Origin of the sequence: Halomonas sp. AOP43-D1-4 (assembly GCF_052446175.1) — a bacterium.
GTDB classification, from domain to species: domain Bacteria; phylum Pseudomonadota; class Gammaproteobacteria; order Pseudomonadales; family Halomonadaceae; genus Vreelandella; species Vreelandella citrativorans.
Genome location: NZ_JBQSVY010000010.1, coordinates 73,170 through 97,612, shown reverse-complemented (window position 1 = coordinate 97,612; position 24,443 = coordinate 73,170). Strand labels below are relative to the sequence as shown.

General features: G+C 56.6%; 37 protein-coding genes and 1 tRNA gene. 14 read left to right on the top strand and 24 right to left on the bottom strand.

What is annotated here, in order from left to right; genetic code table 11:
- Positions 1 to 56 precede the first annotated feature (56 nt).
- The 20 genes from ACT3RQ_RS12530 to ACT3RQ_RS12435 all read right to left on the bottom strand — a co-directional run bounded on the left by ACT3RQ_RS12530 (position 57) and on the right by ACT3RQ_RS12435 (position 12,678).
- Positions 57 to 1,262 (bottom strand): phage major capsid protein, encoded by a 1,206-nt coding sequence (locus ACT3RQ_RS12530; protein ID WP_444640702.1) that lies wholly within the window; start codon positions 1,260 to 1,262, stop codon positions 57 to 59.
- Between the two features lie 10 nt (positions 1,263 to 1,272).
- On the bottom strand, positions 1,273 to 1,926 hold the full coding sequence (locus tag ACT3RQ_RS12525) for an HK97 family phage prohead protease (protein WP_444640700.1): 654 nt from the start codon (positions 1,924 to 1,926) through the stop codon (positions 1,273 to 1,275).
- Between the two features lie 111 nt (positions 1,927 to 2,037).
- Positions 2,038 to 3,255, bottom strand: coding sequence for a phage portal protein (locus ACT3RQ_RS12520; protein ID WP_444640698.1), 1,218 nt, complete (start codon positions 3,253 to 3,255; stop codon positions 2,038 to 2,040).
- Positions 3,252 to 4,964, bottom strand: coding sequence for a terminase large subunit (locus ACT3RQ_RS12515; protein WP_444640696.1), 1,713 nt, complete (start codon positions 4,962 to 4,964; stop codon positions 3,252 to 3,254). The genes ACT3RQ_RS12520 and ACT3RQ_RS12515 overlap by 4 nt, the downstream gene beginning before the upstream one ends.
- A gap of 3 nt (positions 4,965 to 4,967) precedes the next feature.
- Entirely contained in the window at positions 4,968 to 5,369 is a 402-nt protein-coding gene (locus tag ACT3RQ_RS12510) for a phage terminase small subunit P27 family (RefSeq protein WP_444640694.1), read from the bottom strand.
- Positions 5,370 to 5,532: 163 nt separating this feature from the next.
- Positions 5,533 to 5,895, bottom strand: a complete 363-nt coding sequence (locus tag ACT3RQ_RS12505; protein ID WP_444680594.1) for an HNH endonuclease — start codon at positions 5,893 to 5,895, stop codon at positions 5,533 to 5,535.
- On the bottom strand, positions 5,895 to 6,092 hold the full coding sequence (locus tag ACT3RQ_RS12500) for a hypothetical protein (protein ID WP_444680593.1): 198 nt from the start codon (positions 6,090 to 6,092) through the stop codon (positions 5,895 to 5,897). The genes ACT3RQ_RS12505 and ACT3RQ_RS12500 overlap by 1 nt, the downstream gene beginning before the upstream one ends.
- Before the next feature lie 267 nt (positions 6,093 to 6,359).
- Complete coding sequence (locus ACT3RQ_RS12495) at positions 6,360 to 6,497, bottom strand: hypothetical protein (protein ID WP_444680592.1); 138 nt, start codon at positions 6,495 to 6,497, stop codon at positions 6,360 to 6,362.
- Between the two features lie 13 nt (positions 6,498 to 6,510).
- Positions 6,511 to 6,927, bottom strand: coding sequence for a hypothetical protein (locus ACT3RQ_RS12490; RefSeq protein ID WP_444680591.1), 417 nt, complete (start codon positions 6,925 to 6,927; stop codon positions 6,511 to 6,513).
- Positions 6,924 to 7,298 (bottom strand): phage holin family protein, encoded by a 375-nt coding sequence (locus ACT3RQ_RS12485; RefSeq protein ID WP_087107191.1) that lies wholly within the window; start codon positions 7,296 to 7,298, stop codon positions 6,924 to 6,926. Before ACT3RQ_RS12485 ends, ACT3RQ_RS12490 begins: the two co-directional genes overlap by 4 nt.
- Before the next feature lie 27 nt (positions 7,299 to 7,325).
- Positions 7,326 to 7,880 carry a glycoside hydrolase family 24 protein gene (locus tag ACT3RQ_RS12480; RefSeq protein WP_444680590.1) on the bottom strand — a complete coding sequence of 185 codons (555 nt, stop codon included), beginning with the start codon at positions 7,878 to 7,880 and terminating at the stop codon, positions 7,326 to 7,328.
- 71 nt (positions 7,881 to 7,951) lie between these two features.
- Positions 7,952 to 8,027: transfer RNA gene (locus ACT3RQ_RS12475), tRNA-Met, on the bottom strand.
- Positions 8,028 to 8,185: 158 nt separating this feature from the next.
- Positions 8,186 to 8,920, bottom strand: coding sequence for a hypothetical protein (locus tag ACT3RQ_RS12470; protein ID WP_444680589.1), 735 nt, complete (start codon positions 8,918 to 8,920; stop codon positions 8,186 to 8,188).
- Positions 8,920 to 9,441, bottom strand: coding sequence for a VRR-NUC domain-containing protein (locus ACT3RQ_RS12465; protein WP_444680588.1), 522 nt, complete (start codon positions 9,439 to 9,441; stop codon positions 8,920 to 8,922). The genes ACT3RQ_RS12470 and ACT3RQ_RS12465 overlap by 1 nt, the downstream gene beginning before the upstream one ends.
- Entirely contained in the window at positions 9,438 to 10,016 is a 579-nt protein-coding gene (locus ACT3RQ_RS12460) for a hypothetical protein (RefSeq protein WP_444680587.1), read from the bottom strand. Before ACT3RQ_RS12460 ends, ACT3RQ_RS12465 begins: the two co-directional genes overlap by 4 nt.
- Complete coding sequence (locus ACT3RQ_RS12455; RefSeq protein ID WP_444680586.1) at positions 10,013 to 10,483, bottom strand: hypothetical protein; 471 nt, start codon at positions 10,481 to 10,483, stop codon at positions 10,013 to 10,015. Before ACT3RQ_RS12455 ends, ACT3RQ_RS12460 begins: the two co-directional genes overlap by 4 nt.
- Positions 10,470 to 10,814, bottom strand: a complete 345-nt coding sequence (locus ACT3RQ_RS12450; protein ID WP_444680585.1) for a hypothetical protein — start codon at positions 10,812 to 10,814, stop codon at positions 10,470 to 10,472. The genes ACT3RQ_RS12455 and ACT3RQ_RS12450 overlap by 14 nt, the downstream gene beginning before the upstream one ends.
- A gap of 2 nt (positions 10,815 to 10,816) precedes the next feature.
- Positions 10,817 to 11,449 (bottom strand): replication protein P, encoded by a 633-nt coding sequence (locus tag ACT3RQ_RS12445; RefSeq protein WP_444680584.1) that lies wholly within the window; start codon positions 11,447 to 11,449, stop codon positions 10,817 to 10,819.
- Position 11,450: 1 nt separating this feature from the next.
- On the bottom strand, positions 11,451 to 12,392 hold the full coding sequence (locus tag ACT3RQ_RS12440) for a helix-turn-helix domain-containing protein (RefSeq protein ID WP_444680583.1): 942 nt from the start codon (positions 12,390 to 12,392) through the stop codon (positions 11,451 to 11,453).
- Positions 12,393 to 12,423: 31 nt separating this feature from the next.
- Positions 12,424 to 12,678, bottom strand: a complete 255-nt coding sequence (locus ACT3RQ_RS12435; RefSeq protein ID WP_444680582.1) for a transcriptional regulator — start codon at positions 12,676 to 12,678, stop codon at positions 12,424 to 12,426.
- Between the two features lie 111 nt (positions 12,679 to 12,789).
- On the opposite strand from ACT3RQ_RS12435, the gene ACT3RQ_RS12430 reads away from it, so the two are divergent.
- The 4 genes from ACT3RQ_RS12430 (at position 12,790) to ACT3RQ_RS12415 (ending at position 14,634) form a co-directional block, all read left to right on the top strand.
- On the top strand, positions 12,790 to 13,467 hold the full coding sequence (locus ACT3RQ_RS12430; protein WP_444680581.1) for a LexA family protein: 678 nt from the start codon (positions 12,790 to 12,792) through the stop codon (positions 13,465 to 13,467).
- Positions 13,468 to 13,631: 164 nt separating this feature from the next.
- The gene (locus ACT3RQ_RS12425) at positions 13,632 to 14,036 is read left to right on the top strand and encodes a LuxR C-terminal-related transcriptional regulator (RefSeq protein WP_444680580.1); all 405 of its coding nucleotides are present in this window, start codon (positions 13,632 to 13,634) and stop codon (positions 14,034 to 14,036) included.
- Positions 14,033 to 14,314: a hypothetical protein gene (locus tag ACT3RQ_RS12420; RefSeq protein ID WP_444680579.1), complete on the top strand. Its 282-nt coding sequence runs from the start codon at positions 14,033 to 14,035 to the stop codon at positions 14,312 to 14,314. The genes ACT3RQ_RS12425 and ACT3RQ_RS12420 overlap by 4 nt, the downstream gene beginning before the upstream one ends.
- On the top strand, positions 14,311 to 14,634 hold the full coding sequence (locus tag ACT3RQ_RS12415; protein WP_444680578.1) for a hypothetical protein: 324 nt from the start codon (positions 14,311 to 14,313) through the stop codon (positions 14,632 to 14,634). The genes ACT3RQ_RS12420 and ACT3RQ_RS12415 overlap by 4 nt, the downstream gene beginning before the upstream one ends.
- Positions 14,635 to 14,795: 161 nt before the next feature.
- Here ACT3RQ_RS12415 and ACT3RQ_RS12410 read toward each other — a convergent pair whose 3' ends face one another.
- On the bottom strand, positions 14,796 to 15,056 hold the full coding sequence (locus ACT3RQ_RS12410) for a hypothetical protein (protein WP_444680577.1): 261 nt from the start codon (positions 15,054 to 15,056) through the stop codon (positions 14,796 to 14,798).
- On the opposite strand from ACT3RQ_RS12410, the gene rdgC reads away from it, so the two are divergent.
- The 7 genes from rdgC to ACT3RQ_RS12375 are packed head-to-tail and all read left to right on the top strand — an operon-like array spanning position 15,055 to position 18,953.
- On the top strand, positions 15,055 to 16,029 hold the full coding sequence (gene rdgC / locus ACT3RQ_RS12405; RefSeq protein WP_444680576.1) for a recombination-associated protein RdgC: 975 nt from the start codon (positions 15,055 to 15,057) through the stop codon (positions 16,027 to 16,029). The genes ACT3RQ_RS12410 and rdgC overlap by 2 nt on opposite strands.
- Complete coding sequence (locus ACT3RQ_RS12400) at positions 16,026 to 16,355, top strand: DUF4406 domain-containing protein (protein WP_444680575.1); 330 nt, start codon at positions 16,026 to 16,028, stop codon at positions 16,353 to 16,355. The genes rdgC and ACT3RQ_RS12400 overlap by 4 nt, the downstream gene beginning before the upstream one ends.
- Entirely contained in the window at positions 16,352 to 16,645 is a 294-nt protein-coding gene (locus ACT3RQ_RS12395) for a hypothetical protein (RefSeq protein WP_444680574.1), read from the top strand. The genes ACT3RQ_RS12400 and ACT3RQ_RS12395 overlap by 4 nt, the downstream gene beginning before the upstream one ends.
- Positions 16,642 to 17,241: a hypothetical protein gene (locus ACT3RQ_RS12390; RefSeq protein ID WP_444680573.1), complete on the top strand. Its 600-nt coding sequence runs from the start codon at positions 16,642 to 16,644 to the stop codon at positions 17,239 to 17,241. Before ACT3RQ_RS12395 ends, ACT3RQ_RS12390 begins: the two co-directional genes overlap by 4 nt.
- Positions 17,199 to 18,239 (top strand): DNA cytosine methyltransferase, encoded by a 1,041-nt coding sequence (locus ACT3RQ_RS12385; protein WP_444680572.1) that lies wholly within the window; start codon positions 17,199 to 17,201, stop codon positions 18,237 to 18,239. The genes ACT3RQ_RS12390 and ACT3RQ_RS12385 overlap by 43 nt, the downstream gene beginning before the upstream one ends.
- Positions 18,236 to 18,748, top strand: a complete 513-nt coding sequence (locus ACT3RQ_RS12380) for a hypothetical protein (RefSeq protein ID WP_444680571.1) — start codon at positions 18,236 to 18,238, stop codon at positions 18,746 to 18,748. Before ACT3RQ_RS12385 ends, ACT3RQ_RS12380 begins: the two co-directional genes overlap by 4 nt.
- A 1-nt stretch (position 18,749) precedes the next feature.
- The gene (locus tag ACT3RQ_RS12375; protein ID WP_444680570.1) at positions 18,750 to 18,953 is read left to right on the top strand and encodes a helix-turn-helix transcriptional regulator; all 204 of its coding nucleotides are present in this window, start codon (positions 18,750 to 18,752) and stop codon (positions 18,951 to 18,953) included.
- On the opposite strand, the gene ACT3RQ_RS12370 is transcribed toward ACT3RQ_RS12375, so the two are convergent.
- Positions 18,904 to 20,136, bottom strand: a complete 1,233-nt coding sequence (locus tag ACT3RQ_RS12370) for a tyrosine-type recombinase/integrase (RefSeq protein WP_444680569.1) — start codon at positions 20,134 to 20,136, stop codon at positions 18,904 to 18,906. The genes ACT3RQ_RS12375 and ACT3RQ_RS12370 overlap by 50 nt on opposite strands.
- 449 nt (positions 20,137 to 20,585) lie before the next feature.
- Here ACT3RQ_RS12370 and ACT3RQ_RS12365 point away from each other — a divergent pair, with 449 nt between their 5' ends.
- Complete coding sequence (locus ACT3RQ_RS12365) at positions 20,586 to 20,783, top strand: hypothetical protein (protein ID WP_172117096.1); 198 nt, start codon at positions 20,586 to 20,588, stop codon at positions 20,781 to 20,783.
- Positions 20,784 to 20,873: 90 nt separating this feature from the next.
- On the opposite strand, the gene ACT3RQ_RS12360 is transcribed toward ACT3RQ_RS12365, so the two are convergent.
- Positions 20,874 to 21,035: a hypothetical protein gene (locus ACT3RQ_RS12360; protein WP_444621920.1), complete on the bottom strand. Its 162-nt coding sequence runs from the start codon at positions 21,033 to 21,035 to the stop codon at positions 20,874 to 20,876.
- A 327-nt stretch (positions 21,036 to 21,362) separates the two neighbouring features.
- Between ACT3RQ_RS12360 and ACT3RQ_RS12355 the strand changes: the two genes are divergently transcribed.
- Positions 21,363 to 22,277, top strand: a complete 915-nt coding sequence (locus tag ACT3RQ_RS12355) for a metal ABC transporter solute-binding protein, Zn/Mn family (RefSeq protein ID WP_444639487.1) — start codon at positions 21,363 to 21,365, stop codon at positions 22,275 to 22,277.
- A gap of 21 nt (positions 22,278 to 22,298) precedes the next feature.
- Here ACT3RQ_RS12355 and ACT3RQ_RS12350 read toward each other — a convergent pair whose 3' ends face one another.
- Positions 22,299 to 22,967, bottom strand: a complete 669-nt coding sequence (locus ACT3RQ_RS12350; protein WP_444639486.1) for a phosphoglycolate phosphatase — start codon at positions 22,965 to 22,967, stop codon at positions 22,299 to 22,301.
- A gap of 173 nt (positions 22,968 to 23,140) precedes the next feature.
- On the opposite strand from ACT3RQ_RS12350, the gene ACT3RQ_RS12345 reads away from it, so the two are divergent.
- Positions 23,141 to 24,439 (top strand): NAD(P)/FAD-dependent oxidoreductase, encoded by a 1,299-nt coding sequence (locus ACT3RQ_RS12345; RefSeq protein WP_444680568.1) that lies wholly within the window; start codon positions 23,141 to 23,143, stop codon positions 24,437 to 24,439.
- Positions 24,440 to 24,443: the final 4 nt, after the last annotated feature.

Here is a 24,443-nt window from a genome sequence, read left to right as displayed (position 1 = left end):
GCGCCCTTTAAAGGACGCCTGCGGATTGCTTTCACCGTCCGCGATTGAGTGCCGGTTTACTCTGCTGCGCTGAGCGTTAGCACCTTGATGGCCTGTGAGTCGGTAAGCATGCCGCCCACCCGCTTGGTGGTGTAGAAACCAACGTAAGGCTTGTTGGTGTAGGGGTCGCGAAGGACGCGGGTACCGATGCGGTCCACAATGGTGTAACCGCGCTGGAAGTTACCGAAGGACACCGCGTGCGCATCAGCAGCCGCATTGGGCATGTCTTCGTTTTCGGTCACGCCATAACCTAGCAACTGAGACGGCTCGCCTTCCTGCAGACCCGGGCGCCACAGGTAGTTACCATCTGCGTCTTTCATGGTGCGCACTTTAAATAGCGTCATCATGTTGAGCATGAAGGTAGCGCCAGCGCGGTACCCTTTCTTAGTGCTGTAGATCAGCTTTAACAGCTCATCACCGGTAAAGTCACCGGCCGTACCTGAGATGATTTGCTGAAGCGTACCGAAGGCGCGTGCTGCATCCGCCGTCGCTGCCATCGGGTAATCCAAATAGCCTTTCGGCTTATTGGTGCCATCGCCTAGCACGAAGGCAGCCCCTTCTTTTTCCGCGAACTCAATCGCCACTTCGGATTGCAGCCAGGCTTCTGCATTGAAGAAAATATCATCCAGGCTGGTTTGTGTAGCCTGCGGGTTGGCATAGATCTCGCCCATGTGTGCGGCAATCTGAGCCAGCGTAGGCGTGCCTGTGACCGGGCGCGCAGCGGTTTCACCCACCCAGCCAGAACCAGCGCCACCCAGGTTTACAAGTCGCTTATAGTCAGGTGTGCTAACCGTGATCTGGTTACATACTTGACGCATAGGCGATTCGTTCTTCAGTAGCTCTAGCACGTTGCGGTCCAGCTCCTCAGGCACGGCATAGCCACCGTCATCATCTACACCGGTTTGCAATGCTTTCTGCTCGAGCTCGCGCAATCCGTCTTCGCGGCCCTTGCGAAGGAATGATTCGAACGCGGTCTTGTGTTCGCTGGCCGCTTCGCCACCAGCGCGCCCTGGACGGTTAGCAGTTTTTAGCGACTTTTCGAGATCCGCTTTCAGCTCGTCCAGCTCTGAGAGCTTTGCGTTTAGCGATTCTGTCTTCTCAGCCAGCGCTGTCTTTTCCTGTTCGATAGCGTCAATACGCTTGTCGTTGCTGGACTTGAACTCATCAAAGCGTTTGCCGAGCTCGTCAGCTACTTGCTTAATGTCTTGTGCATCAACAGCCATGGGAGGCTCCTTACATTTTTTCTAGTAGGGATTTAAGGGAGGAAAGCGCTTGTTCCGCCTCCGCATCACGCGGCTGGATGGCGCCGTAGCCAGAGGACATAAAGCCTTTGGCCTGAGAGCGGGAAAGCCCTACTTCTCGCAGGGCTTTCTCGAGCTCGCTGGGCCGGGGCATTTCGCCTCGCGCCAGCTGGTTCTTTACATTTGAGATACGCGCTTCGTCATTGGCGGGGAATGTCACTAATGACACTTCCCACAAGTCGATCTCTTTCAGCAGGAACACTTCTTTATCGCGGTCGTATTCCCACTCTTTCAGCATGAAGCCAATCGATAAACCGGTGAGGCTGCCCGCCTTCATGTGGGCATGTGCCCGACGCGCCAGCGGGTCGTCATCTACCAGCAAACGGCCTTTTACATAGAGGCCTTGCTCGTCTTCCTTCATTTCGGTGTAGATGCCGATCGGCTCTTGCATGTTGTGCTGCCACAGCATGGCGGGCATGCGGTCCTTTTCCTGCCAGCGCTTCAAACTGGCCTGGAAGGCACCGGGCATTACCACATCGTCGTAGCTGTCCTGGTTGCCAAACACCGAGCCGTAACCCTCGAACTCGCCGGCATCGTTGACGGCCTTAATCGTTAACGGCGCGTCGAAGCGTTGCTTGGTAGTCATTTCTGCTTGTCCTCGAGGTCGTGACGGCGGCTCGGCTGAATCAGTCCGTTTTGAACAGCTTGACGGTTCAGACGCTCATGCCTGGCCTTTTCGTCTGCATGCTTTTTGCGATCAGTTGTTGGGCGTTTTGTCATCTGAGGCGCCCTCCGGCATCGTGGTCATATTGGTCGGCGTTAAATAAATATCGCCGCCTGCTCGATCGTTTAAATCTTCTAGCTCTCGGCAGTCGTTGGGGCTAAGGATCCCCCACTGAATGCCGCGCCCGTAGCTTTCGTAACGGGCCTTCAAATCGCCTCGTAGTAGCGCGCCAGTGTTGAACTTTGCGTAGTAACGGCCTTGGTCTTTCGGCTCCATCAGCCCGACCTGCACCCGCTTCTCAATGCGCGTGAGGTATGGCACTAGTGAGTAGTTAACGAAGTTGAGCCCTTGGTGCTCGATGTTGGAGAACGTGGCGCGCTCCATGTTAGCCACCAGATGGGGCGGCACACGGAAGATGGCGCAGATCTCATCACGCTGGAATTTGCGGGTTTCGAGAAACTGGCTATCTTCGGCATTGAGCGAAATAGGCTTCCACTGCAAACCACCTTCCAGAATCATGGGCTTGTGGTTATTGGCTAGGCCGCCATGCCGTTCTTCAAAGTCCTTCTTCAAGCGGTTATAGGCGTTATCACTAAGCGTTTGCTCTGTTTGCAGAACACCTGTTGTGACTGCTCCGTTCTTAAATAGCCGCGCGCCGTGCTCTTCGGTATCTAGCCCCAAGGCGATGGCTTCGCGGGCATAGGCCACCGGGTTAAGCCCTACCAGTCCATCAAGCGTCATCAAGCGCACATGCCAGACTTCGTCTTGGCCGAGCACGTCGGTAGTACCGTCTTTAAAGGTCACTCGGTAAACCGGGTTCCAGCTGGAATCTAGCTTTGGCTCCACCGAACCGGGATCCAGTGGCAGCAACTCAGATACCCGATCACCCAAACCCTTTACCTTGTAGGCGTAAAAGTTGCCCCTTAGGCATAGGCAAGTTATCAGCAGCTCCCAAAACTCCTGCGAGGTCATGTAATCGTTTGGGGCCACGTTCAGTAGGCGGTACAAGGGGTGGCTTTGCGCGGGCAGGCGAGTCCGCCCGTTTTGCTCCATTAGGCGACACGGCAGCATGCCGACCGACTCGGACAGCACACGCACGCAGCCGAAAACCGTGGAGAGCCGCATGGCTTGGCCGCCCGATACCCGACGCCCGCTAATGGAGTCGTAGGTAACGCCAAGCTCTTCAGCGAGCGCCTGGGGCGTGTCGATAGCCGTGCTTTTGCGGCTGAATAGCTTGGAGAAAAATTTCATAGGGTGCGGATGCCATGTTCTTCAAGGTGGTCTGAAAGGTCGTCTTCTGGAGGAGTCATTGCGCGGCCGATGGCAATGATCAGTGCAACCGCACCATCGATCTTGTTTTGATTCCCCTGCTTGATAGGCCTCATTACGTCATCGTTGCCGGGCATGTACTTAGCAACGACATTGCCCACACACCACGTCATTATCGGATGGCCATCATGATGAAAACGGCCGGTGAGGATGGCGGCCTCTAGCTCTTTCATTGCATCAGACAGGTTCTTATAACCCTGCTGAATCGTCACTGGGTTAAGGCCTGCATCGTCTAACTCGTGCGATAGGTTCGCGGCGCCGTGTGGGTCAATGCCTGATTGAATGGCGGGCGCTTCAAGGTGCGCTTCTTTTGCTTGCGCCAGCACTTCGCGGTAATCGATCTCTGCGCCTTCGGTGTTCTCAAGGTGCTTACCTTCTACCCAGCCCTGGTACCGCTCTGCTGTGCGTCGGTCGTCGTTGTTGAGTACCGTATCCTCTGGAACCCAGAACTTGGGGGCGATGCAGTAGTAGTGAGTCTTGCCATCGATCTGCTTGACGAAGACGCGGACCATGCCGGTTAAATCCAGCTTTCGTGCAAGGTCGAATCCGTAAAAGCAATCGACCCCGAGAAACTGATCAAGCGTTAGCGTAATGTCGGCGCATTTACGCCACGCCTCCATGTTGAAGAACCCTTCCTTCGCGGAGACCCAGACGTTCAGGTGTTTAGTCTTGATGCGGTTAGCGGTGCGTGCGCGAGCGACTGCGGTAGCGATCTGGCTCTTTAGCCAATCTAAGCCCACCGACACATCGGCATTGGGGTTGGCCTTTAGCAGCGCCTCTTCGCTTGTCCAGTCGTCATCGGCATCAATGGTGTAGATCAGGGCGAACAGCTCGTCGTCCAGCTGCGTGCCGTCGAGCATTTCGATGCAGCGCTCGCGATGCGCGTAACACGGCCCCGCTATATCAAAGCCTGCCGTGGTGATCGCGAGTATCAGCGGCTGAAGGCGCGCCCCCATGCCCGAAATCATCGTGTCGTACAGGTTTGAATCTGGGTGTTCGTGGTACTCGTCGATAATGGCCATCGAAGGGCTGGAGCCGTCGCCGGGGTCTCCGATAACCGGCTCGAACTTGCTGCCGTCGGCACGCTCCAGCTTCTTGGCCCAGACCACGACACCGAAGCGCTTACGCAAGGCGGGTAGCTTCTTCGCCATGGCCAGAGCGGGCTTGAACACTTCCCAGGCTTGTTTCTCGCTGGTCGCGCCGCAGTACACTTCCGCGCCGTATTCCTTATCTGCACAGAAGGCGTAGAGGCCAGACGCGGCGGCGATGATCGATTTGCCGTTCTTACGCGGCACCTCGATGTAGGCTTCGCGGAACCGGCGCGTTCCATCCTTCTTTCGCACCCATCCGAAAATCATCGAGAACAGAAACAACTGCCAGGGCTCAAGCACCAGGCGTTGCTTTGAGCGCGCCCAACGGTCTTTGGTGTGCGGCATCTTCTGAATGAAGCGGCACACGCGCTCTGCTAAATCACGGTCAAACTTATAGGGGTAGCTCTTGGCCTTGCTGGCCTTAACATCGTTGAGGTGTCGGGCGCAGGCTTGCTTAACGTATATGCATGCGGGGATCCGGCCGCCTACAACGTCTCTCGCGTACTTCTGCGCCGCGTTGACGTTGGGGTATGCGGCCATGTTTTAAAACTCGCTAAAGTCGTCGTCCTCGTTGCCGTCGTCGCTATTACTCACGCCGAGCATGCGCAGCCGCGTCAATGGGTCCAGCCCAAGCAGCGAGCCCAAGCGCGATAGCTGCGCAATGGCATCGTTACGCGCTGCCACATAGGGGCTTTTCTTGATGCTGCCGTCTGAGGTGGCCACGACCATGCCGCCATCATCGGCTGCCCAGTCGGTTATTTTCAGGTCGGCGGTAATCATGTAAGAGAAGCTGTTGCAGTACGCCAGCAGCAGCGGCGCGTCTTCTGGCTCGAACGTCCCGCGCTCGATCAGGATCTTGCTTTGGCTTTTCCAAAGCCGGACGGCGTTCTCGTCGATTAGCTCGGGAGGTGGTGCGATCCGCGAAATCGAGCTTTGGTGTTTCATGTCCGTCTTGCGTTTTCGCCCACCGCCAGACGCCCGAACCGGGGCATTGCTATTGGCCATACCGGCTCCAGAAAATTTTCCTTATTTCTCACGCATAAAAATAAGCCTGAGGGTGCGGTGTCCGCGTTCGAGGGCTGTAGAGTTTTACCCCGCCCCCCCTGTGTCAGCCGCCGCGCTGGCGTGCCCGTAGCGCTTCGGCCTGCGTCTTCGCCGTGTGGCATGGCCCACACAGTGCCTCAAGGTTAGCGCTCGTTGTGGCGCCGCCTTCGGCCTCTGGGACGATGTGATCAACAGACTCAAACGGTGTGGCTTTACCCTGCCGCTTGCACTCTTGGCACAGGTAACGGTCACGCTCTGCGACTGCATCACGGATGCGGCGCCACGCTCGACCACCACGGCCACGCCCAGCGCGGCCTCTTGTCCATGCCTTAGCTTGGTCGGCGTGCTCATCGCAGTAGCCGTGAGCATGGCGCGTTGTCTTGCGGCACAGCTTGTCGCGGCAGGGGGTTGGTGTACGTGCTGGCATCAGTCGTCGAGGTCCAGGTAGTTGGGGCCTTCAAGGTCGGCACCGGTCTCTTCGGCTTCTTGCGCTAGCAGGTAATCAATCACCTGCTGATTGCTCTCTGCCAGCCGGTTGATTGCTTCCGTCTGAGCTTGTAGGGCTGCGATCAGCGCGCTGCTTTCGCTTGTCTCGACGCTTGTCTCTGGCTTGCTGTTTTGCATCCAGCACCTCCTGCAAGTTGGGCGTTTGCATTCGCACCAAGTAGGCCTCACGACCTAGGAATGAATGCATCATATTGATACCAGCCATGAGCTCATTAAGGGCACGCCCATAGCTGATTGCATAACGCTTGCCAATGGCACGCTTACGGCAAAAGGCGGCCTTGTCTACGCATCGATCAGCATGCAGTAAGGCCCAATCGGGGATACCTTGAGCGATAGCCTTCTTACGCAGCATCAAGTACCTGTTTAAGGAATGGGAATACATCGCTACTCCTCGGAAGACGCTCGATCACCACCACCAACGATCTCAACCACACTCACGCGGTCAGCGTTAGCGCGGCGGCGTAATGCCTCATACTCAGCCAGCAGTAACAGCAGGCCCTTGTTGCTATCCAATACGCGCATCGGCGCTGGCAGTTCACTTGTTAGGTGCTGCGGCACCGCCGGGCACTGATACACCACCGGCATCGCCGGGGCGCTGGAGCTGGCGCACCCAGTCATCAACACTCCCAGGGACCCAATCACCAAGCCAATCACGCGCGTCTGCATCCGTCTCTCCTAGTCGCTCAAGCGCCGATGTGCTGGCGCTGATGTCGCTGGCAATCCGTTCAAGCGTTCGGTCACGCTCGGCCATTGCAGCGCTAAGGGTTTCGATCTGCTGGCGCTGCCACTGCTGGTGCTCCTGCAGGATCTCAGCGCGCTCACGCTGGCGCTCAGCTTCAGCCCGGTAGGCGTCGCGCTGGCTAGTGACGTGCTGCCAGTAGAGGTAAGCACTAAGCAGTGCCAAGCCGCCCACGGCCAACCCAACCGCCCTACCTTTGAGCGCCGCCATCATTTCAACCACTTCCTGAAAAAGGCCAGCAGCACCTCGTACAGCGCGTCTGCTTTGTTACGGATCCACTCCACGCCCATGAAAGCGAGGAATACGCACGGCGCCATTGCCACGGCCTCCGTATGCTCTTCAGGCAGGGAGTAGTAGACCGCTAACCACAGAAATACCGGATAGAGTGACAGCGACAGGATGGTGCCCATCGCGGCCACCATCAGGGCCTTTCTCCACGGCCCGCCATCATGCAGGGCTTTTATCAGTCCTACAGAAAAGGTGGCGGCAGCAAGAAGCGCCCACGGGATCATGTCCACCAGCCATTGCCAGTTATTAGGGTCTCTGTTCGGCATGACAGGTTTCTCTTTGCGTCTGGGTTTCATGTTGACCACCTCAGCGGCCGGGAAGGTTTACGCAGCCTTGCGGCGCTCTAATCGAGCACGCTCATACCAGGTCTGGTCTGCATCGCACAGCTCGCCCTGGGCACGCTTGAACTCATACAGTAGGCGCTCTAGTGAATGCTCATGCTGTCCATATCCAGCACCCGGTAGCGACGCCCAAATGTTCCTGCAGCTGTTGATCGCCTCAGCAATGCGGCCCTCTTGAATCAACCCCAGCGCACCCTGCTCGCGGATCTGCTGTATAGCGCACCGGTCTTGGCTCAGCGGCCCAAAGTCAGGCAGCTTCAACTGATCGCGGTAGTGTGGCCAGAAGCGGCTTAGCTGCTGATAGCGTCCCGCTGCCGTTGAGCTCAGCCCCTTACGGATCTTCACCAGCTGCTGCGGGTGGTCGTCGTAATCGTCCATGAGAATGAGCTTGCTGGGGATAGAGCCCACAATGATGCGGTAGCCATTATCTGTACGCGGATCGTCCAACATGGCTTTGCCCAACTCAGCAAACGCCAGCATGTCGACAAACGCGCACACGTTGACGCCGCCAGCTTGGGCGGGGGTGATAGCAGGCATAGGCAGTCACTTGATGTAAAAGGCCCCGCACGACTGGGGCAAGGCGCACCAGGTGGCACGCGACAGGGAAATGGTAGCGGTGGCGGGAATCGAACCCGCTTTCTCCGGGATATGAGCCCGGCAACCAGCCAGTGGTCCACAACCGCTAGAAACGCAAAAGCCCCGCCGGGTGACCGGCAGGGCTTCTAAGTATGTGGCGGCTAGCTGCATTAAGTGCCAGCCTATACAAACACTACATCAACAATTCCCAAGGCGCAACATTTAAAAACAGATACAGTTATTGACTGCTACAGATACAGTGGTAGTTACCCGATTTTAGCGAGCATTATCATTTGCGCCCTAGCCTCAAGCGCCGCCCTTTTTATTGCTTGCCCCTTGTTGAACAGTGGCACCTGATGCTCCGTTTCCACCATCCGCGCGCAGCCTTCTACTGCCTGCTCCCAACGACGCGCCAGCAATTCCCGCTCCTCTGCGCTACCGGGCACATGGCACCCCCTTCGCTTACCCAGCATGGCCCGCGCTTCCGTTTCAAAACATACGAGCGTGATGCCAGCACCAACACCAGGAGCAAACCCCAAGCTCTGCGCATAAGGCGCTAGGTCAGCGGCTATCTGATCGTAGCTTTTACCCCAAGGCCCAGTAACACGCCGATCTGTCTTAGCCGCCTGTATAAGCGCAGCCAACAGCGCGCGCGGCTTAAGCTTGGCATACGCTAGAAACTGCCGAGCTTCTTCATGAGCGGCGTGTACACGAATGCCGCGATCATAGGCAATTGCCAGCGGATCAGCTGCGGCGGTACCGCCACCCGGATGCTCGCCAAGTTTCGCGGTTGAGCTGAATGGCTGGAAACCCAGATTCTCATGGGCAAACCATGTCCGACGCTCGACCTCCATATCCAGTACCCGGCTGACAAATATCCGCGGCGCCTCAGGGTCGTGGTCTGCATGCGACTCTCTAGCGATCTCACGTAAACGACCAATCGGCATACGCTCGTACATATCCCGCATCATGCACCCCTCTTTCATCAATGCCATGCCCATTAGCCCTTCCTCCACTCGGTACCGCTTTTCAAATGCACGCGTGCTGTGTGGTGGTGGGTAGTTCGCACCAGTTCTGCGTATTCCCTCAACACCCGCTTAGCCTCTTCCAGCCCCACGGCCAACACAGCGCAATATCCCCTGTCATGCGCCAGCGCCAGCCAATCATGCTGACTCGGTGCCAGCGCAGCGGTATGCGGTGTCGACGCCTTGAATTCCATATACAGGCCAAACCAACCGCCGCGAGCATCCATCACCACCAGATCGCTAACGCCTGATTTAACGCCTTGGCGCTTCATTGCCGCCCCAGTGCTTTTCGACCGCTGGCCACCGTTGGGCACGTGGTAGGTCACGTCGTACAAATCACCTACAGGCTCGCCGCGCATCTTCTCGCCCAGCAGCCAGCGAATTAGCACGGCCTGCTCGTTACCTTCCCAATCAACCGGGCGCTTGCGCGGGGAGCCATCATTGTTGGTTTTGAGTACGCGGCGCGGCTTGCAAGGTGGTTTACGTGTTGTGGTCATGCATCACCCCGCTCGGCAATGAGACGGCGCTGCTCTTCTACTGCGTCGGATCCCCTTAGCTCACGCCCACTGGCACCATCCTCACCCCAGTACTGAATGTATGCCTGCCGGTCATTCCCATGCCCACAGCATGCATTCATGATGGGCCCCGGCAGCGTGCCCAAGCATCCGTCATGCCCTTCTGGGGTAGGTCCTTTATGGCACGTAGCACAAATGCCAAATTGGCCGCTGCCTGCGTGTTCGCTGGTATAAAGGTGATCATCACTCACGGGCCACTCAGTTTTCTGCTGGCGCTGCATGCGCTCCCATTTGCTGTAATCCGCCATAATCCGGTCGAGCATGGCGCGCGCCGCATCGTTGTGGTCGATTTCGGCACGGCTCTCAACACCGCACGATTGACGTATAAAATCCGCGCAATCCTCGGGCGTGTGGGTACCATCAGGCATGCTCTCCACCGGCACTTGATGCACGCGCCGGCGGCGCTGATCAAGATAGAGCCCAAAGCGCCGATTCTGGCACAGCATGGCTGATTTACGGGCGTAAAGTCCGCCTTTGGGAGCATTACGCTGGCTCATACCTCACCCCCAACCGCCACAAGCTGCCTACCCGTTTCCATCAACCACGCCAGATCACGCCATGCGTCAGCATCCCCGGCAGCGTGGGCCGTTTCTGCCTGCGCCAGCAGTGCGGCGTTCATGGCAGCGCATCGGTTGAGTAGATCGTCTGGCAGCGGTGCGCCGATGCGCTCAATACTGACTATCGGCGATTCATCATGAGCGAAGTGGTACGGATCAAGGTCAGCAGGATCTATAGCCATCTCTTCAACACCTTTACCGGTGGGAATCCACGCCGTGCCATCCATCAGCATCACCAAGCCACGTTTTTGCAGCGCATGCAGAACATCCGTCACGCGGGCCTTTTGTTCGCTGTTCTTTGCGTTCATCCCTGCATGCACAATTAGCGCTTTAGCCCCACGGCGCGTTTGCCGATGCTCGTCACAAATCAGATCCAGCACGTCACGCTCAACGTTACTTAGCGGCATCGTTGGCACCCTCCCTGTTTTTAAGTGCCTCAGCGGCTTGTAGCACCAGCGCCCGGCCCGAATCGCTCAGCGCCAGCACTTGCCGTGCCGGTGTATCCGCCGTTAGGCCCGCTACCTCGATGTACTCCAGATCAAGCAGCTCACGGCAGCGGCCGCAAATGCTCGCTAGCGGCAACCCCGTACGCACCGCAAGCTCGTTACGCGTGCGCGGCCCACCAGCCAGGCTGGAAAGCACCAGGCTACGCGATACGCTCAACTTGCCGCTGCGTCGGTGATCGCTGAACGCAGCCTGCTTCACTTCATTGCCGCTCGGTTGAAATGCGGTATTCATGATTAACGACCTCCCAAAGCGGCACGCAGTGAGCGTAGCCCTTGTTCTGAATTCATACGGTCAGGCATACCCGCCGCCTCGGCACGCTGCTGGGCGGCTTCACGGCTGGCGCGCTCTGCGAGTTCTGCCCGGTTTAACTGGCTGTCGTGGCCAATCAGCGTGCGGGCCTGCAGCTGCTCGCCGTTCATCACGCGGTTAACCAGCGCCGTGTATTCCTTGCGGAAACGGCTCTCCATGCGGCTAGCGCGGGACTCACCGCCACCGTGGGTCAGCTCCCACCAACCAACGGCAGCCCCAGCCATGCGCACGGCCTCGTGGCTCCACTGATGGCGCTGGGGCTGGTGAGCATTGGCGGTTACTTCGCGCCACGCATCGGCTTCACCCGGCAGGCCCATGTCTTCCGGTTTGGGTTGGCACAGCGCGGCAAACGCAACGGGCATCGGTGGCCACACCTCGTCACTCTGGCGTGCTGCGTCCTGAATCTGCTGGCGTACGCGGCGTAGGCCGATCGCTAACTGCCCCGGCGTCACGTGCTGCAGCTCTGCCCACCAGGCGCCGGTTTCATCGAACGCGCCCCACTGGCTGCTGAACTTGTTGCCGAACAGCTCGCCCATGACGTTGAACAGGTTGTCCACGTCAGCCGACGTAACCGCCGGTGTAGAACTCCCCTTCGAACGTTTGGCCTGCGCTTGCTGGCTCTCGGCCTGCGGCGCGTGCCCGGGCTTCCTGAGCTGTGAGACGGCGAGCGGGAGTACGGTCGCGGCGGTTTGCATGGGCGTTGCCTCCGGTGCTGTTTGGGGTCTGCTGCTGGGCTAGCTGGCGCTTGGTGTTTTCGGAAACCCAGCGCGCAAAGCGGCGGGTCCAATCGGCGTGAGTCAGGGTTTGTTGAGGCCTGGCGGCGAAGTGCTCGCGGAAGTCGATCAGCGCGTCGTGCACGTTGGCATCGGCTGACAGGCCACGCTGCAGGCAGGCAACGCGGTAGGTTTCCGGCTCAGGCTCCCAGCCCAGGTGCATGGCCGTTTTTCGTGGTGCGGTATCGGTAGCGGGTTCGCCATCGTCGGCCTGCTGGGCTGCACGTTCGAAAACGTTTGGCTCAGGTTCGCCCGCAGTGAGAGAGGGGTTTAGTGGTAGAGTCCTATTGGTAGAGTCAAGGGGTGACACGGGTGACACCCTCCCCCTGTCACCGGTGACACCCTCCCCTGTCAAATTGGCACCCTCGGAGGGTGTCAGATTGTCACCCTCCCCATCACAGCCAGATATAGAGGGGGTGTCAGATTGACACCCTACAAATAGCCCTGCGACAGCCAGAAAATACCGGTTGCTCATCTGCCTGCCGTTCTTCGCTTGGCGGCTTTCAACACGTACCAGGCCATGTTGCTCAAGCAGGTCAATCGCACGCTGAACGCTGCGCACCGAACAGCCCATTTCAAGCGCCATGGTGTTGATAGACGGCCAGCTAGCGTGCTGTTCGTCGGCGTAATCAGCCAACAGCATGAGCGCCAGCCGCGCTGGGGCTTTAACCTCGCTGGGCAGCGTCTTGAGAGACTGCCGCGCCCAGTGCATGGCGTGAAGGCTCATAGACACACCTCACAAACACCTGTATAGAAATTCACGGCTGCGGTACCGATGCGTCAACGGAAGCGGCTGCTGTAGACTGTTTCTCATCAGAAGGAGAGAAAACGCCGGGGAGAAGCTCAGCGGCTTTAACGCTTCCAAACGTTTTCTTCTCGATAAGAACGGCATAGCGCGGTGGCAGCGGACGCTTCCCACGGCAGACCTGTGAAAGGAACTGGGGAGACATACCAATTGCCTTGCACAGCGCAGAGCGTGACCCACCAAAGTGGTCAATCGCTTTCTCGATCATGCTTATCACCTAAAGCGTAGCTTTACTTATCTGTAAAGCATAGCTTGCTTTCACCCCTATGCCTACCCCTGTCAAAATTAAAGCAATGCTTAACTTATAAAGGGCAGCGGCATGGAAAAGGGCGAGCGCTTTAAAGAGCGAATCAGAGAAGCGATCAAATTAGCCAAGGGAAACGGGCACACGCAGCAGAACATAGGAGAGCTTGCAGGCGTATCCCCGCAAGCGGTGGGCCAGTGGCCGAAAAGCGGAAAGATCTCTAATGAAAACCTATCGGTATTAGCGCGGTTAGCAGGCAGGCCTATTGAATGGTTTTACAGCGGTAGCATTGGAGAGCCCAGAGGGCCATACGCAGTAAGCGCCATCGAAGTGTCAGCAGCGCCTACCCTCAAAGGGCTTTGCCCAGAGATAAGCTGGGTGCAGGCAGGCCAATGGGCCGAGGTATGCGACATCAACACCGACCCAGAGACAACGAATTGGTACCCGCGCCCACCGGGCGCCAGCGATCAGACGTTTGTGCTACGGGTCGTGGGTGAAAGCATGATGCCCGACTACCCGCCTGGGCGGCTTATCTTTGTTGACCCCGATCAAGTAGCGCTTCCCAACGACGACGTAGTAGCAGTAATGACTGAGAGCAACGAAGCCACCTTCAAGCGTCTAATTGAAGAACCAGGCAGCCCGCGCATGCTAAAAGCTCTCAACCCTGCCTGGCACAATCCCTACCTTGAGATTAACGGCAACTGCCAGATCATTGGCGTGGTGATCGCAGATATGCGAATGCGGCAGCGCTAAAACGACAGAAATTTATAACCTAAATTATAACCGAACCCTCAAGCCCGCTAAAAAGCGGGCTTTTTTGTGTGCGCTTTACCCGGCTTTATAAAAATATAAAGCTACGCTTGACTTAAAAGGAAAGCATTGCTTTACTTTACCTAAAGCAATCAAGGGTAAACACCATGCAAATCACAACAGAACCTCAAGAGTTCGAATGCCAAGGCTTCAAGTGCCGCTTTGGCCCGCGCAATAGCGAGTGGCCCACACGCGTCCAGGCTCAAGTTATCGCCTGTATTGCTGCAGGCCTTACCCATAAGGAAATTGCCAAAGTACGCGGATGCTCGCCGCGCACGATCAGCGCTACATCCTCCGCAATTCTGTACTACCTCAATGCACACCGTGCCGCTGGCGCCGTAGCCGAAGCCATGCGCCGCGGCTGGATCGCCCCGGTTGTGCTCGCCCTACTCATCAGCGGCATTAACCCCGACGCCGAAGGCATGCGCCACCGTGCCCCGGCACGCACACAAACCCGCGTTAGCACTAGCCGCACAGTCTCACGCCGCGATGTGGGGAGCGTGTACGCATGAACATCGTAGAGAGAACCACCGCGCAGCTGGTGCGAAACCGTATTCATGAGCTGACTGATCTGGCCATGGAAATAAATAGCGATAGCAAGCACGGCGTTGCTGATCTACGGGTGGTGGTTGGGTCTGTCTCCCTTCAAGTTACTAGCCGCATAGTTGATCAATTTTGCCCTTTCGCTCAATCCGCGCTGCTGCCGCCGCTGGCAACCAACAGGAAAGCCTTAGCGCGCCTCGAAAAGATGCTGCAAGACGCGCGAGCCTACTGGAGTGCTGCCCAATGACCATCCAGCAATCAAAAACCCTATGGGCAGGCGCCCTGGTAGCTGCGGTGCTAGTCATGGGCCACCTCTCAAAAGGCGAAGCGCAGGACCAAGAGGAATGGCTAACCGATTACTGCACCGACGCGGCCGTGTGGGCCTTTGAAGAACATCGCGGCGTTCCTCTAAGCGAACGCACCGGCCAGCCCGACTATCGCGGCATCGCTGCCGAGCAATGCCCCGGCATGCGCCCAGCAGGCCCAGCGATTGACGACGACTACCGAGCGCCAGCACGGCTAGCGATGCCTGAGACGGCGCCCATTCAGCAGCTTGTTCAGTTTTAGGAGGCCTTATGTTTGCTCGCAACGCACTTGGCCAAGCCATAACTGTGGGCAGGCGTCGCCGTCGCTGCAGGTGCCGCTCATGCGGTGCCCGCCAGGTAAAAGCGAAACATCCGGACGAATACCAGCGCAGGATCCGCTGCAAAAGCTGCGGAGCGTTCGACTCACTCCGAATAGACAAGTGGGCAGATGGGCGCGGCTGGCGAAACAAGACGTGTTACTGCGATGGGTACCACTACCCCCACCGCATCCAAAGCGAGTGGTGTTACCACAACCCCAACTACGCCGCCGATGAAGAGCACCGATATATGTACGCCGGGATGTGACCAACCATGACCTTTGAAGAACAGTTCGACCAAATTTTTAAGCCAGCGCCAGCGAAAACCGACCAGCCGCCCAAGCGCGATCACTAAGGAATCAGACATGACCATCCTAAAAAACGCCATCGTACTGAAAGCCCTGCTGCCTGACGTTGCGCTTCTGCGCCAGCAGCTTGAAGCCGCTGAGAACGGCGAGATCGCAGAAACAGAGTTTCGCCGTGATGCGTTCGTGGAGGCTGCTGCCGGTGAGCTGGTGGCGGAATTCCCCTCAGGCATTGCGCTCTGCTTGCGCTGCCAAGAGAAGATCATCCCCTCAGGGGCTATCCAAGCCGCCGTGGCAAAGCGCGCCACCGAGATCGAGGAGGAGCGCGGCGAGCCGCTGACCCCGGAAGAGCACGACGCGCTTTACGCCGATGTCGCGGTAGAAGTCTGCAAGAAAGCGTTTGTGAAAACGCGGTACGTACAGGCCTTCTACCACATCGAAAGCGAATTCCTGTTCGTGAATGCCACATCGCCCGGTGATGTAAAGCGCCTGATGAACACCCTGGTGAAGCTGGCAGGCAAGGTGCAAACGGTCACCATCCACATCAGCGCCGTTAAAAACGGAGTGACCACGCGTCTTGAGCAGTTGATTAGCAGTAATGGCAATACCGATGAAGAGGTATTGCCCTTTGGCCGTCTTGCCACCGACGACATGGCTCGCCTTCGTCGCAAGCTAGCCCCAAACGAGCCGGTCGAGGTCGTCACCTACAAAGGCACATGGCTAGCCGATAACGACGAGCTACTAAACCAGCTACGCGACGGTTTCGAAGTGGAAGAGATCGGCCTGACCTTCCCGCCGGCGGCGATGTCGTTTCGCCTTACCCACCAGTTCCGATTCAAAGGCATCGACTTTGCGCCATTGGAGCTTGAGGACTACGACGGTGACGACGGCGCGCACGATTGGCGCATGAACGCGATGCGTGAAGTGGAAGGCATGGTGGGTGTCGTTCAAGAATTGTGCGAGCTCATGGACTACGAACAGCCGGTACTTGAAGCCATAGCCGATGATGAAGCCGAGCAGGAGCCCGAGTCATGAAACGCATCTACATCAGCGGCCCCATGACGGGACTGCCGGGCCTCAACTTCGGCGCGTTCAACAGCGCAGCGGGACAACTGCGAGCGCTGGGCTATGAAGTCGTCAACCCTGCCGAGAAGCAAAGCGAGCTGGGCGAACTCACCTGGGAAGAGTACCTGCGTGAAGATCTACGCGACATGCTCACCTGCGACACCATCGCCCTACTGCCCGGCTGGGAAGCCTCGAAAGGTGCTCACCTTGAACTGCACGTTGCCCACCGCGTCGGCATGACCGTTGTGGAAACCGCGCGCCTGCATCGTGACGAACTAGAACAGGTGCCCGCATGACTGCCATCTACGCCACCGACCCCAAAACAAAAGAGAGCGTCACGCTCAGCGAGCTAGCCAAGCGCCACCAACTCAGCGTATCGACCCTGTCCCGACGCCATGCCGAAGGCAAACGCGGCGATGAACTGGTAGAGCCGTTCGATATTCGACGCTACAACGCCGAGCAACGCGCTCGAGCACAGGCAGCAGCGGAGCGTAAAGAAGCGATACTCGCGGCTAATTCACGGGGTCTTATGCGCCCGCTTAACCATATTGCCAGCGCCAGCAAAATGCTTGGAGGTGAGCCATGAGCAATACAGCGGCCCAGCTTAAGGCCTATCACGTTCAAGAGGATTATGAAGCCACCTGCGTGATTGTGTTTGACACAAATAGCGCTTCAGCACGCCGCCGTGGTGCTGGCGAATTAAACGTCGAGTGGGAATCCATAGATTTTTGTCGCCGGGCCCCATGGGCAGACCAATACGCTGGAACTGGGCGCATTCCTCATCTAGCCATGCTTAAGCAAGGATGGTGGCTCAGTTGCGGATGCTGCGGCCAGCGTATCAGCGAAGACGAGATTGAAGACCCTGAATCTGACTGCCTCCCAGTCATCGTTGGCGATTGGATCTATTACAACGCGCAACACCATGAAGACGAAGTAGCCGAACAAAAGCGCAAGCATGATCAGGAATTAGCGGCGCTGGCTGAAGCAAGAGCAAAGTTCCCAGGCGCCGATGTATCCAGCTATCACCGCGACGGCTTCGGCAGGGACACAGTTTGCGTTCTTGCCCCTGGCACTGAAAAACCAGCCCGCTGGGCAATTGGTGCGGACACGGTGAGCACGTCCGAGCGTGACAAAGAGGCGTGGGTTGCCTATGTGGCATCGATAAAGGAGGCCAGCCAATGACCGCCTACTACAACGAAATCGACCCCGCCGCCGCGCAGTGGCTGCGCAACCTGATTGCCGCTGGCCATATCGCACCCGGCGATGTTGATGAACGCTCCATTGAGGATGTTACCCCCGATGACCTCGCTAACTACACACAGTGCCACTTCTTCGCCGGTGTTGGCGTGTGGTCCTACGCTCTACGTCGAGCAGGATGGCCAGACGAGCTTCCTGTATGGACCGGCAGTTGTCCGTGCCAGCCTTTCAGCGCGGCAGGCAAAAGAAGCGGGTTTGATGACGAGCGGCACCTCTGGCCACATTTTGCCTGGCTCATCGGAGAGCATCGCCCTCCAGTCATCTTTGGAGAGCAAGTTGCAAGCAAAGCTGTCGAGCCGTGGATCGACCTTGTACACGCTGACGTGGAAACCCTGGGTTACGCCTTCGGGTGTGTCCCGTTCCCGTCTGCGGGCGTCGGTGCGCCGCACATCCGAGACCGCGCCTTCTGGGTGGCCGACACCAACGACCAGGGACTGGAAGGATGGTACGGAGTGCAGCAACGTACCAATAAACTCACTACTGGGGCGAACAGCTTGGCTGAGCGGGTGGGGAACGCCACGATCAGTTCACAGCGGCCACACGACCGGAAGCCCCAGCCGAATGTTCAATGCTCGATCGCGGATAGAGGACGAGATGTTTCTGGCGGGATGGCCGACAACAACCGCGACCGACGCAAGCAGAGGAACGTTACCTCCGCGACCGCAAGACACAGGGATACCACTAGGGCAGCGAGTAGCAATGATATGCAAGGACAGCCCTGCCCGACTAACGGCTTCTGGCGTGATGCTGACTGGCTCTTCTGCCGGGATGGAAAGTGGCGGCCAGTTGAACCCGGCACACAGCCGTTGGTTGATGGGGCTGCCGCCCGCGTGGTGCGACTGCGCGCCTACGGCAACGCGATCAATGCGGAAGCGGCGCAAGCCTTCATCGAAGCCTACACCGAAGCGAGGTTCGTAGCATGACCCAGCCCACCCACACCCACCGCCAGCTCGGTGGCAAATATGCCGAGCTGCAGCAATATCAGGGCACCGGCCCGCTCGAGGGCCAGTTGCTAGTCGCCTACGACGACCTGAGTCTGAGCGTGCAAAGCGTGACAACGCGGCAGGATTGGCTGCAGAACTGGCGCGAGGTGGCGCCTAATGATTGCACTGTATGTATGGGTGCAGGCCACGACCACATTAAGGGCAACAAGGATCGCCCATGCGGGCACTGCTACGGACTAGGCAAGGTGCGCGATGACGGCCAGACCCCGGCGGATATGTGGGAGTTATCCGACGTGGCATACAGCATCATCCAGCTCCAGCAAAACGAACTGGAAGACCTGCGCCGCGTTGCCGCACACCCCGGCGTGCAGGAGCTAATCGAACGTGAGCGCCAGCAAGCAATCATCGAAAGCACGGCACTTAATGAGCAAGCGTGGCGTGACGGTCAGGGCCACGGCCCGCACGGACAGCGGTATACAGGGGATTAAAATGGCACAGCTTCTACCAATGAAACAGGTTGCCGAGAAAGTCGGCTATTGTGAAAGCAAGGTTTACGCGATGATTCGTGAAGGGGAATTCCCACCAGGCAAGAAAATGGCCACCGGCGGCGTGCGGTGGCTGGATGAAGAGGTAGATGCGTGGATCATGCGTGCATACGCTCAGGCACAGGAGGCGCGGCTGCGTCTTGCATGAGTGCATCTATAAAATCGCTATACCATTGCAGCATTTCTCGCCGCTCTTTCATGTAGTCCGCATGGTTATATGCTGCGCGCACTTGATCCCCTGGCATGTGCGCCAGCTGCTTTTCAATCAAATCACCGCGCCAGCCATGCTCGTTAAGCAGCGTTGACGCTGTGGATCTAAAGCCGTGCCCGCTGAACTTTCCACCCCACCCCATGCGTGAAAGAGCCATGTTGATAGTCGTTTTATTCATTGGCTTAGCGGGATGCCGATACGAAGGGAACAGTAACTCGCCATGCCCAGTGTACCGATGCAACTCCTGCAGCAGCACTATGACTTGCTTCGATAGAGGCACCACATGGGGGCGTCGCATTTTCATGCGCTCGGCTGGAATCCGCCACTCACACCGCATAAAGTCTATCTCTTCCCAGCGGCCTTGCCGTAGCTCACCAGTGCGTAGCATTGTTCTCATTAACACGTGCATGGCGATTACATTGATGCGCCAACCCGCCCTGTCATCAACCTGCTTTGCCAGGGTGGCTAAGTCGGCAGCGCTTAGCGATGTGCTGTGCTTAACCGGCGGCCTCTGAACAGCCCCTCTCAGCGGTGCTGATGGATCATGATCGGCGCGCAGGGTCGTTGCGGCATACCTGTATATTTGCCCCACCCACTGCCGTACCAGCATTGCCATTGATGGCGCGCCACGCTCTTCAATTTTCTGCACAAGCATAAGCACATCGGCTGGCGTAACCTTCGTAACGTGCTTGTGTCCAAAGGCGGGGCGCATATCACGCTCAACCCCTGTCCGCACTTGTTTGGCGTAGTGCGTGGACCACCGGGGAGAGTGTTTTTCCAGCCACTCAAGCGCGATAGCGTCGAACGAGTCTTCTTGTGACCGCTTAACTTTTTCCCGCTCTTCCTTTTGTAGAACCTTGGGATCAATGCCAGCAGCAGAATTGCTTTTAACCCAATCGCGGATACCCCGAGCCTCCTTTAGGCTCACATGAGGATACTGACCAGGTGTATAAAGATTTTCCTTGCCGTGAAGAAAGTACCGCACGCGCCAATATTTTTTCCCGGTCGTGCGTACATCCAAATAAAGCCCATCAGTATCGGGTATTCGATAGGGCTTATCTGCAGGCATGGCCTTGCGCGCTTTAGTGTCAGAGATCGGCACCTGGGTAACGCTCTTCAAAAATGGGTGTTCTTTTAGTGTTACCCAGAATGTTACCCGGGTCGAGGGATAATTTGCATGAAGAGGTATAGAGAGATATGCAGTTGAGGTGGGGGTGTGCGGGGGATCTGCTGCAATACGTGGTGTTATATACAGTGCTATAGAGCGTTATGATTATTATCCAACATCAAGACTTTTTTCGGCATAGCCTATTGATTACCTTAATTATTGCATGGCAATCAGCGTATCGTTACCCAGACTATTAGCCAGGTATGCCATTGCTAGCGATTTTACGTAAGTGTGCTGGATTGTATCGCCAGACGAGGTTAATCGCCACGACAGTTGCGCGCAGTTACGTTTTCGTCGCACTGGGCTATGCTGGAAAATATGCAGGAAAGCATGCTGAAAAGTACGCTGAACAATATGCTCAACAGCATGTTCAACAAAAGTGCGATCAAAAGGAGTGCGCCATGGATAAGGCCATCATTGACGTTATTCGAGAAAATGAACAGCTACCCGACCACATGACCGATAGCGAGATCGCCAAGGAGTACAAAGGCACCTATACCGCAGCGAGAGCCGCTATCAGCCTGGACCATACGCCGCTTGATCAGCAGCTCGCTGACGCCACGGCCAGGGTTCTCCCCTTTATGAAAAAAAAGAAGTAATACCAGGCACGGTATAACCTTATACAACAAGCCCCTAACAGCAAGCCTTTGGGCTTTCTGTTAGGGTACGAAACGATATTTCCTCAACCGTTAACCAAGTGAATTTTCATTGAGGCGCTTTGCCTCGCTCTCGGCTTCCTGGCGAGTAGCGTAGGAGACAACGGAGGTGTTATCGGCCTGAGAGTCATCGGGGCGTATATCAATGACATGAAATTCACCGTTGCGCTCCTGTACCTCATAAAACGTGCTCATTGCCTTTCTCCTTGGGTAAAACAGTCTCTAGGGTAGACCACATTCAGCCAACCTTCCCAATTGCTACTGTTAGCAACTTTCGCCGTTAAGGCTATATTTTGCTATTACAGCGCGAAAACGGTTGTAATGGTCAAGTAACACTGGCCAGCACTCTATTTTTAACGTTAGTTATCTAAAGACAGCCGCACCGCTAGCGACATTGCGTTTGCACAATGCATACGCCAAAAAGAACAACAACTTATATCCATTTTTTTTAGCCGGGAGGAACTAGCCACAGAGCGTAGCAGTCTTTATTATCTTGAGCCTTCAAACGAGTGGGAGCGTGAAATGCAAAAGCAAGTGAGCTGGGTAAGCACGCTCTTGCTAGGAATTTTGGTAAGTGTGTCACCGCTAGCAGGCGCTTCGACACTCAACGTTATCGCTTCTTTTTCCATACTTGAAGACCTGGTCAAGCGCATTGCCGGCGAAGATATTGACGTAAACGTTATCGTTCCCCCCGGTGAGGATGTCCATACGTGGGAACTGACGCCGCCCAATGTGCTGTCCATCGAAGAAGCCGACATCATGTTTTATAACGGCTTTGGGCTAGAGCCTTGGCTACGCCATGTAGAGGCCATCGCAAATGATTCGCTTACCCTAAAGGCCGTGGCTGAAAATGCTGACTTTGCGCCGCTCCCTATTATTACAGGGCAGTACCAAGGCACAAATGACCCGCATATGTGGATGGACCCGAAAGGTGCGGCCGCCTACATCAAGGTGATTGCTGAAACGCTGGCCGAGCACTACCCCGAAAAAGCGGAGGCGTTTTATGCCCGTGCGGAGGACACCTATCGCGCGCTGGATACGTTAGACCAGGCCATCAACGAGCGCCTGGAAGGTATCCCCAAAACGAACCGCTCCCTGGTAACCAGCGAGGCCGGATTTAGGTACTTTGCGCACGCCTATGGTTTTGAGTACGACGCTATTTGGGGGCTGAATAACGAAACACAGGGTAGCGCCCGGGCAATGGCCGAGATGAACGAACGCCTGGCCAAAACACGCCCCCCGGCACTATTTTATGAAAGCACTGTTTCCTGTATCCACATGGATGCGTTGTCACGCGCCACCGGCATCTCATTGGCTGGCCCACTCCATGTTGACTCATTTAGCTCACAAGACGATCAAGCCGATGACTACCCCACCATGCTGCACTATAACGCCGAGCTTATTCATGGTGCATTAGGTGGCGCTCGCCCGGAATAGTCTTTTTTCAGTCAGTCAATCTTAAGTGACAAGCGCCAGCAGCGACGCCATCACACAATCAGGCTGGCTGAGTTCAATAGGATCGCCATGGTTATAGCCATAAGGCAGTGCGAGGGTGGCAAACCCGGCAGCCTTGCCCGCGGCAATATCGTGACGAGAATCGCCGACCATTAGACACTCACTTGGCGAAAACTGGCACGCCTGCGCGGCATGTAAAAGGGGTAAGGGGGAAGGCTTCTTCTCCGCCAAGGTGTCTCCTCCTACCCATAGCGTAAACCAATGACGAATCCCGAAGTGATCAAGAATGGGCACAATAAACCGCTCTGGCTTATTGGTGATAAGCACCAGCGTAAAGCCCGCGCCATGCAGCCCTTCAAGTGCTGTTTTTACACCGGGATAGAGCGTCGTTAACGCATTCGGTGCCGCACCGTAATACGCCATAAAAGCATCAAAGGCGCGCGCTTGAAGCGCTTCCTCAGGAGACCGGCCCAACGCCCAGGTAAGTGCACGCTCCACCAGGATCGGCGCACCATTGCCCACCCAGTCGCGCACCTGAACACCATCAGGTGTGGGCAAATTAAGCTCACCTAACGTTTTCTGCACCGCAACGGCCAAGTCAGGTACGGAATCAACCAGCGTGCCGTCTAAATCGAACGCGACTAATCGTTTTCCCGCGAGTATTGAGTGCACTGCCCTGCTCCCTTAACGCTGACTTATGTAGGCATTGGCAATGACACGCCTACCATTTTCAATGTCTTAACCAGCCAAATTGCTCAGCATCTTACTGCGTCCATGGCGCTAGCGCATTAGTCAGAAGAGAGAGAAGCTTCTATGCTAAAGCCAGATTAGCCAAGGAGAAACCAATGGCCATACCCAGGATTGTTATTGTCGGTGGCGGCGCAGGCGGTTTAGCGCTTGCGACTCGGTTAGGACATACGTTAGGAAAACGCAAGCGCGCTGAAATTGTATTGCTTGACCGCAATGCAACCCATGTATGGAAACCGCTGCTTCATGAGTTAGCGACGGGGGTTTTAAACTCCAGCATGGATGAGGTGGATTATCGCGGGCATTCATCTGCGCATTTCTACCGCTACCAACGCGGCTCACTGCATGGCCTGGATCGCGAACAGAAAGTACTACACTTATCGCCTATTTATGATGAAGACGGCAATGAAGTGCTCCCCGAGCGCACGCTAAAATACGACTTCCTGGTGCTTGCCTTGGGCAGCGTTTCCAACGACTTTGGTACTCAAGGGGTGGCCGAGCACTGCCACTTCATCGACTCTCCCCAGCAGGCCAAGCTGTTTCAACGGGAGATGATCAATACGTTTTTGCGCTATACCGATCCCTCATTACGTCAGCATACCGTGCTGACCATCGGCATTGTGGGTGGAGGCGCCACAGGGGTTGAGCTTGCTGCCGAGCTTTTCGACGCTTCGCGCTTACTTAACGCTTACGGGGTAACCGCACTGGACCATCAGCAAATTAGCGTGCATATCCTTGAAGCGGCCCCTCGACTTCTGCCTGGCCTTTCCGAACGCATTAGCCAGACCGTGCAACAAGAACTGGAAAAAATGGGCGTAACGGTGCATATCGGCACGGCGATTAAAGAAGCCCACGCCAACCAACTCATTACAGCCGACGGCGACACCATTGAAACCGACTTAAACGTATGGGCGGCAGGCATTAAAGCCCCCGAGTTTTTAACCAAACTGGGGCTTTCAACCAACAAGAAAAATCAGATTAACGTTGAAAAAACACTGCAGAGTGTTGATGACCCCAGCATTTTTGCCTTGGGTGATTGCGCCAGCTGCCCGCAGGGTGAAGATGGCACCGTACCTCCACGCGCTCAAGCGGCTCATCAGCAGGCGAAACTGCTAGCCAAAAATATCAACCATTTGCTGGAAGGCAAAGCACTTAACGAATTTCACTACCGCGACCACGGCTCGCTTGTTTCGCTGGCACGCTACGACGCGGTGGGTAATCTGATGCGCAGCTCAGCGTCGCGCGGCCTCTTTTTAGAAGGCTGGTTTGCTCGCCAGTGCTACGCATCGCTTTATCGCATGCATCAAGTGTCGATCCATGGCGTCCCGAAAACCGGGCTTACGTGGCTAGTCGATAAGATTAACCGCTACCTCAGGCCTCGCATGAAGCTACATTAAGCGT